Source organism: Pseudoalteromonas sp. Z1A6, assembly GCF_011378745.1.
GTDB lineage: Bacteria > Pseudomonadota > Gammaproteobacteria > Enterobacterales > Alteromonadaceae > Pseudoalteromonas > Pseudoalteromonas arctica.
Window position 1 is genome coordinate 1 of sequence record NZ_WTKW01000230.1, and the last position, 7005, is coordinate 7005.

At 38.4% G+C, this 7005-nt stretch carries 7 protein-coding genes; all 7 read right to left on the reverse strand.

The annotated features are described in order from the left end of the window. Window positions 1-217: 217 nt before the first annotated feature. The 7 genes from yacG to GQR46_RS13970 all read right to left on the reverse strand — a co-directional run bounded on the left by yacG (window position 218) and on the right by GQR46_RS13970 (window position 6781). Window positions 218-448: a DNA gyrase inhibitor YacG gene (gene yacG, locus GQR46_RS13940; protein WP_165741263.1), complete on the reverse strand. Its 231-nt coding sequence runs from the start codon at window positions 446-448 to the stop codon at window positions 218-220. Between the two features lie 128 nt (window positions 449-576). After that, window positions 577-2253, reverse strand: a complete 1677-nt coding sequence (gene pilB / locus GQR46_RS13945) for a type IV-A pilus assembly ATPase PilB (protein WP_165741264.1) — start codon at window positions 2251-2253, stop codon at window positions 577-579. Window positions 2254-2379: 126 nt separating this feature from the next. Then, entirely contained in the window at window positions 2380-3021 is a 642-nt protein-coding gene (gene coaE, locus GQR46_RS13950; RefSeq protein ID WP_165741265.1) for a dephospho-CoA kinase, read from the reverse strand. Between the two features lies 1 nt (window position 3022). Next, on the reverse strand, window positions 3023-3916 hold the full coding sequence (locus GQR46_RS13955) for an A24 family peptidase (protein ID WP_165741266.1): 894 nt from the start codon (window positions 3914-3916) through the stop codon (window positions 3023-3025). A gap of 727 nt (window positions 3917-4643) precedes the next feature. Continuing rightward, a complete protein-coding gene (locus GQR46_RS13960; protein WP_165741267.1) occupies window positions 4644-5873 on the reverse strand; it encodes a type II secretion system F family protein in 1230 nt (409 codons plus the stop codon). Between the two features lie 27 nt (window positions 5874-5900). Further along, window positions 5901-6317 (reverse strand): prepilin-type N-terminal cleavage/methylation domain-containing protein, encoded by a 417-nt coding sequence (locus tag GQR46_RS13965; protein ID WP_165741269.1) that lies wholly within the window; start codon window positions 6315-6317, stop codon window positions 5901-5903. Between the two features lie 41 nt (window positions 6318-6358). Beyond that, window positions 6359-6781 (reverse strand): pilin, encoded by a 423-nt coding sequence (locus tag GQR46_RS13970; RefSeq protein ID WP_165741268.1) that lies wholly within the window; start codon window positions 6779-6781, stop codon window positions 6359-6361. Window positions 6782-7005: the final 224 nt, after the last annotated feature.

Below are 7005 nucleotides of genomic sequence, written 5' to 3' on the forward strand. Positions count from 1 at the left end.
TTAATTAAGTGATCTATTTTGAGGGAAGAAAATCGTGTCGATAACAAGGCAAAAATTTCGTTATTTAGTTGTTCTCGGCAATTGCTCCTGCATTGCTCTACCTCCTGCATCCATATAGTCGTATATCAGAAATTTTTAACGCAGTTAACGTCAGATTTAACACCTCAAATTGATTAAGTATTATTGCGGATTGGTATTAGGGCATTATGAAGATAAATTACTTAAAAAAATCATCTTCATTTTTCGCCAGCATAGCTTCAATATCTTCAATCATGTCTTGGCTAAACTCTTCAGCTGAGGTCATTGGTGCAGAAATTTTGTTATTTTCAAACGACCATTCACCTAAATCAATTAGCTGACAGCGCTTTGAGCAAAAAGGGCGAAATGGGCTTTGCTCTGACCATTCAACTTTAGTTTTGCAGGTCGGGCAGTTTACAATAGTAGGCATAATTTACTCTTTACAATCTTTTTCTGCATTTTACATTACTTAGATATGAGTCTCTAGGTATAAGTCTCTAGATATAAGTAAGGCTCTGAACTTGGTGTTCAGAACCTTGTAGCCATTGCTATGGGCTTTTAAAAATTAGTTACGCGATTAATTTCACCAAGGGATGTAAGGCCATCGGCTGCTTTGCGTAAACCCGATAAACGTAAATTATTAAATCCGGCTTTAAGTGAAACGTCAGCTATTTCAAGCGAGTTACCACCGCGCATAATAATTTGGGCAATTTCAGGGGTAATTTGCATTACTTCGTAAATACCTACTCGGCCTTTATAACCATCGGTACAGCTATCACACCCTTTAGGCGTATACAACGTCATTTCTTCAATTTGCTTAGTGCTGAATCCTTGGCGAGCTAGTTCTTCGCTCGGCAGTTGTTCTGGCGTTTTACATTTAGGGCACAAACGACGTGCTAAACGCTGGGCTATAATTAAGCTGATTGAGCTTGCTACGTTATAAGCGGGTACACCCATATTTAATAAACGGGTAATTGTTTCCGGCGCTGAGTTTGTATGCAATGTTGATAAAACCAAGTGACCTGTTTGCGCCGCTTTTATTGATATTTCAGCAGTCTCAATATCACGTATTTCACCCACCATAACTACATCAGGATCTTGACGTAAAAATGCACGCAGTGCGTTGGCAAAAGTCATATCGGCTTTAATATTAATTTGTACTTGGTTTACACCTTCAAGGTTAATCTCAACCGGATCTTCCGCAGTACTAATATTACGCTCTGGCTGATTCAGTATATTTAAACCGGTGTATAGCGATACCGTTTTACCAGAGCCTGTTGGCCCGGTTACCAATATCATCCCTTGAGGCTGGGCAAGCGCATCCATATAGAGCTTTTTCTGCTCAGGCTCGTAACCTAATACATCAATACCTAACATGGCGCTTGATGAATCAAGGATACGCATTACTATTTTTTCGCCCCACAAGGTAGGCATAGTACTCACACGAAAGTCGATACTTTTGCGTTCAGTAATTTTTAGCTTTATACGACCATCTTGTGGTTTGCGTTTTTCGGCAATATCGAGTCGCGACATTACTTTAATACGCGCAGAAAGCTTGGTTGCTAATGTATTAGGTGGGCTTGCCACTTCATGCAAAATGCCATCAATGCGAAAACGAATACGGTACTTGTGCTCGTAAGGTTCAAAGTGTAAATCAGAAGCGCCTTTTTTAATGGCATCCATTAAAATTTTGTTGATGTATACGATGATAGGCGCATCGTCTTTGTCGTCATCTTGTGGTGCTGTATCTCTTTGGCTTTCTGAGTCTAAATCAGCAAATTCCTGAAACTCGTCATCTGTTAAATTTAAACTGCCAGCGGCATCTAGTAATTGCTCAATTTTTGCATCAAGTTGAATATAATCAACAACAACAACTTCGCATGAGAGGCCAGTACTAAACTCAAAGTTTTCGAATGCGCCGTAATCTGTTGGGTCTGATGCTGCTATATAAACTTTTCGATCTTTTTGAACAAGCGGTAAAATATGGTGCTTACGGATCAGCTTTTCTTTTACAAGATCGGCCGGGATTCTAGTCGGATCAAAATCTTTTAAATCAAAATAGGGTACGCGAAACAAATCGATACATTGTTCAGCTAAATCATTACTATCGATTTTTCCACATTTAGAAATAAGCTCAGCTGTTGAGGCAAATTCATTTTGTTTGTTTTTAACCGTGTCGGCATCAATGCGGCCAAGGGTTATAAATTTTCTCAATAACGGTGAGTTAATATTCATTGCGCACCTGTTTTATTCCTTCAATAGTAAGCAATTTATCAGAAAAAAGAAGGGGATTACATCACCTTTCATTCTTTGTTGGGATTTTACTAACTAAAATACGAGTTTGTGTGAGTTAGGACAGTGTTAATGTGAGTTAGTTTTGTTGTGTAATGCATATTGTAGATACTTTTTATGTAGATCAACAAGTTCTATATGCACTAAGCCTAAACTGCGGTCATTATTTAAAATATCATCCGCTTTTTGCTGTTTATCGGCACGTGACATTTGTGAGGCAATAATACTTTTAACTTGCTCAATACTTGTGTTGTCACGTTTTGCTGTACGCGCTATTTGTACAGAGGTTGGCACATCAATAAGTAAGGTATGGTCGCAATACTTATCAAGGCTGTTTTCAAACAATAAAGGCGCTACTAAAACAGCATAAGGGCTAGTTGCATTATTTAAATCGTTTAGTATTTTTATCCGTATAAGAGGGTGCAGTAACGCATTAAGCCATTCTTTGTCACTGTTGTTAGTAAATATTTTTGCACGTAGCTCTGCTCTATTTAATGTGCCATCTGGCAATAAAATATGCTCACCAAAGTGTTGGATAATCGCTTTTAGACCTTTGCTGTTTGGCTCTACTACTTGACGCGCAATTATATCGGCATCAACTATTGTAATACCAAGCTCTTCAAACATATTACTAATGGCTGTTTTACCACAGCCAATACCACCAGTTAATCCTAATACCCAGCTGTTTACTTTAGTTATTTGCTCGCTCACGTTAATAGCCAATTAAATTAAAATAAGCGCCTTGAATTTGGTTACCCCAAAGCATTGCAATCCAGCCTGCTATCGCTAAATAAGGCCCAAAAGGGATAGGGGTAGCTTTGTCTTTACCTTGTATGCTCAAAAGTGCAATACCTATAATGGCACCTACTACGCTCGAAAGCAGAATAATAGTAAGTAATGACTGCCAGCCAAGTAGCGCCCCAAATACAGCGAGTAGCTTAAAATCGCCATAGCCCATGCCTTCTTTACCGGTTAATAACTTAAATAGCCAAAACACGCTCCATAAGCTTAAATAACCACAAGCCGCACCAATAATGGCATCGGTTGGTATAATTGTGTAACCCATTACCGAGGTAATAAGTGCAAGCCACACAAGCGGAAGTGTAAGTTGATCTGGCAATAACATGTGATCAATATCAATAAAAGTTAGCGCTACTAATATCCAAGTTACAAAAATATATAAAAGGGCTAGCTCGGTTGCACCAAAGCTATAAGCAACAACTAAACTTAATAGGGCAGTAATAGCCTCTACAGCAGGGTAGCGAGCAGAAATAGGGTTACTGCAACTTGCGCATTTACCTTTAAGTATTAACCAACTAATAATAGGAATATTCTGCCAAGGCTTTATGGCTGTTTTGCATTTAGGGCAGGTAGAATTGGGTTTTACTAAGTTAAAAGGCTCGCTGGTGTTGGCTTGTTTAGATTTATTAGCTGTAAGTTCATCTTCTAGCAGTAGTCTGCATTCACTTTGCCACTCACGTTGCATCATTAACGGTAAGCGATAAATAACGACATTTAAAAAGCTACCAACACATAAACTAATTAAGCCAACTGTGGTTAAATAAAACCACAATTGGCTTTGCATTACTTCTATAATACTTTGCATTTGTTTACCTAAAACTAAAATTTTTTAATAATACCAATTAACAGCGCGATGTAAAATCGTAATTAAAAACGCGATATAAAATCGCGACTACGCGGTTTATGCTATGGCACCGTAGCAGCGGGTTTATCCCGCGACAGTTACTATTACTGCGCGATGTAAAATCGTAATTAAAAACGCGATATAAAATCGCGACTACGCGGTTTATGCACGGCACCGTAGCAGCGGGTTTACCCCGCGATTGTTACCATTATTGCGCGATATAAAATCGTAATTAAAAACGCGATATAAAATCGCGACTACGCGGTTTATGCCACGGCACCGTAGCAGCGGGTTTATCCCGCGACGGTTACTATTAACTGCGCGATATAAAATCGTAATTAAAAACGCGATATAAAATCGCGCCTCCGCGGTTTATGCCACGGCACCGTAGCAGCGGGTTTATCCCGCGATTGTTACCATTATTGCGCGATGTAAAGCCGTAATTAAAAACGCGATGTAAAATCGCGACTACGTGGTTAATGCCACGGCACCGTAGCAGCGGGTTTACCCCGCGACTGTTACCATTATTGTGCGATTTAAAATCGTAATTAAAAACGCGATGTAAAATCGCGACTACGTGGTTTACCCCGCGACTGTTACTATTACCCCGCGATTGTTACAATTATTGCGCGATATAAAATCGCGACTATGTGTGTTTTTAAATAGGTGTTTATATTTTTTAAAGGTATTAAACAACAGAGCCAAGTTGGAAAATAGGTAAATACATAGCAATAATTAAACCACCAACAAGTACACCTAGTACAGCCATAATAAGAGGCTCAAGCAAGCTTGAAAGACCATCTACAGCATCATCAACTTCTTGCTCGTAAATAGTGGCTACTTTTGCGAGCATGCCATCTAGTGAGCCAGACTCCTCACCAATAGCGACCATTTGTATTACCATATCAGGGAATATTTTTGAGTTACGCATTGCCCAGTTCATCTGATTACCAGAGCTAACCTCTGCTTTTATATCTAAAATGGCATAACGGTAAACAGCATTACCTGAAGCGCCTGCGGCAGAATCAAGCGCATCAACCAGCGGCACACCTGCAGCAAACGTAGTCGAAAGAGTTCGTGCATAGCGAGCAACTGCTGCTTTATTTAAAATCATACCAATAATAGGGAGTTTTAGTATGGCTCTGTCGGTCGCGTCCCTGAGTTTTAGGCTTTTCAATTTTGCTTCTTTAAACGCGTATCCAAAAGCAAACATTCCAATGAGAATCATCCACCAATAGGCTTGCATAAAGTCTGATATACCTATTACAAACAAGGTGAAAGCGGGAAGTTCTGCACCAAAGCCTGCAAAAATATCTTGAAATTGAGGTACAACAAATATTAAAAGGATAGAAGTAACTATTAGTGCGACCACTAATACTGAAATAGGATAAAACATTGCCTTTTTAATTTTTGATTTGAGTGCTTCAGACTTTTCTTTGTATAAAGCTACGCGATCAAATATTCTATCAAGCGCACCTGATTGCTCACCTGATGCAACTAAATCACAATATAAGTCATCAAAATAGCGCGGATGTTTTCTAAGCGCTGTAGATAAAGGTTGGCCTGCTTTTACTTCATCAGCAATAGTTTCCATTAATTTACCGAGACTTTTATTTGTTGCTCCAGTACCAATCATTTCTATTGATTGGATTAATGGTACACCGGCCATCAACATAGTCGCTATTTGGCGAGTAACAAGGGCAATATCTTTTGGTGTTATTTTTTGAACGCTTTGAATACCAAATAATGGCTTTGCTTTACGCTTTACTTTTGAAGGCGTAATACCTTGTTTTCGAAGTTGTGCTTTTACTAACGCGATACTATTCCCGGTAAGCTCTCCTTCAAGGCGTTTTCCTCTGGCGCTAACGCCTATCCACTGAAATGTACTTATGTCTTTTTTGTCACTTTTTGTAGACATCGTAGAGCCTTAATTAATCGGTGTAACTTAGTTTAATATACAACCATTAGGTAGGTAATCAACTTGGAATGTAGACGGAGCATCATAAATTTGACATTGCCATTCTGCACTTAATGGATCTCTAGTTAAACTGATTTTTGAGCCAGAAATATTTTTTCCATCTGCTATATGACCGATTATTCCATCAACTTTTAATTGATGATGTTTGCAGGATGTTGCCGAACTAATACTTAATTGGGTTAAATTGTCTGATGGTATGACGTTGACATTTTCATTTTTTATTATTTCAAAGGCAGAGCGTGCACTGGATACTTCGGTAAAACAACCAAGAACAAGAGTTTTAGAATAAAACTTTTGATATATAGAAAAACTTATACTCGCTAAAATAGCGAGTATAAGTATTGATATCATTAGCTCAATTATTGTAAAGCCATTTTTGTTCATAGTACTTATGGCTCAAACTTACTTTGAACTAAGCTTTACTTCTATCGACATTCTTCAGGTAACAAAGATGTATCTGCAACACCGGCACTTGCAGCACAAGTCCATGCGCCTGAATCTGCATCACGTGAAAGTGTAAGTGTCTCGCCATCAATTGGGGCGCTACCTTGCATAGTACCTACAATTGTAGTTGCTGTAACAGCATGAAGAGAACATGATTTTGCATCGCCTAAACCAATTTGTGAGCCATTCGCAGCATTTGCAGTAACACCAGTACCGTCTAATGTTAAAATTTCAAACTGAGTTTTACCTGGCGCAATTTCTTGATAACAAGCAGTTGCTTGAGATTTTGCCGTATAGCCTTGATACTGAGGTAATGCAATTGCAGCAAGAATACCGATGATTGCTACTACAATCATTAATTCAATTAGGGTGAAACCCTGTTGTTTTTGAGTCATTGTTTTCATGTTTCCTCTCCTAAAGGATAGATTTTTGTAACTTAAATCACTTAAGCGGCAAAAGTGCCTAACTTAATTTAACTGATTTACTTTACAGTTTTACTTAAAATTAATTTTATTACACTTTAGCTTTAGAGTATGAAACACAAAAGCCGAATGTGAATTCATTATGTTTAGTACTAACTATAAAAGTTTACTAAGAGCACTACATGTTGTAGCAACAAATAGTATAG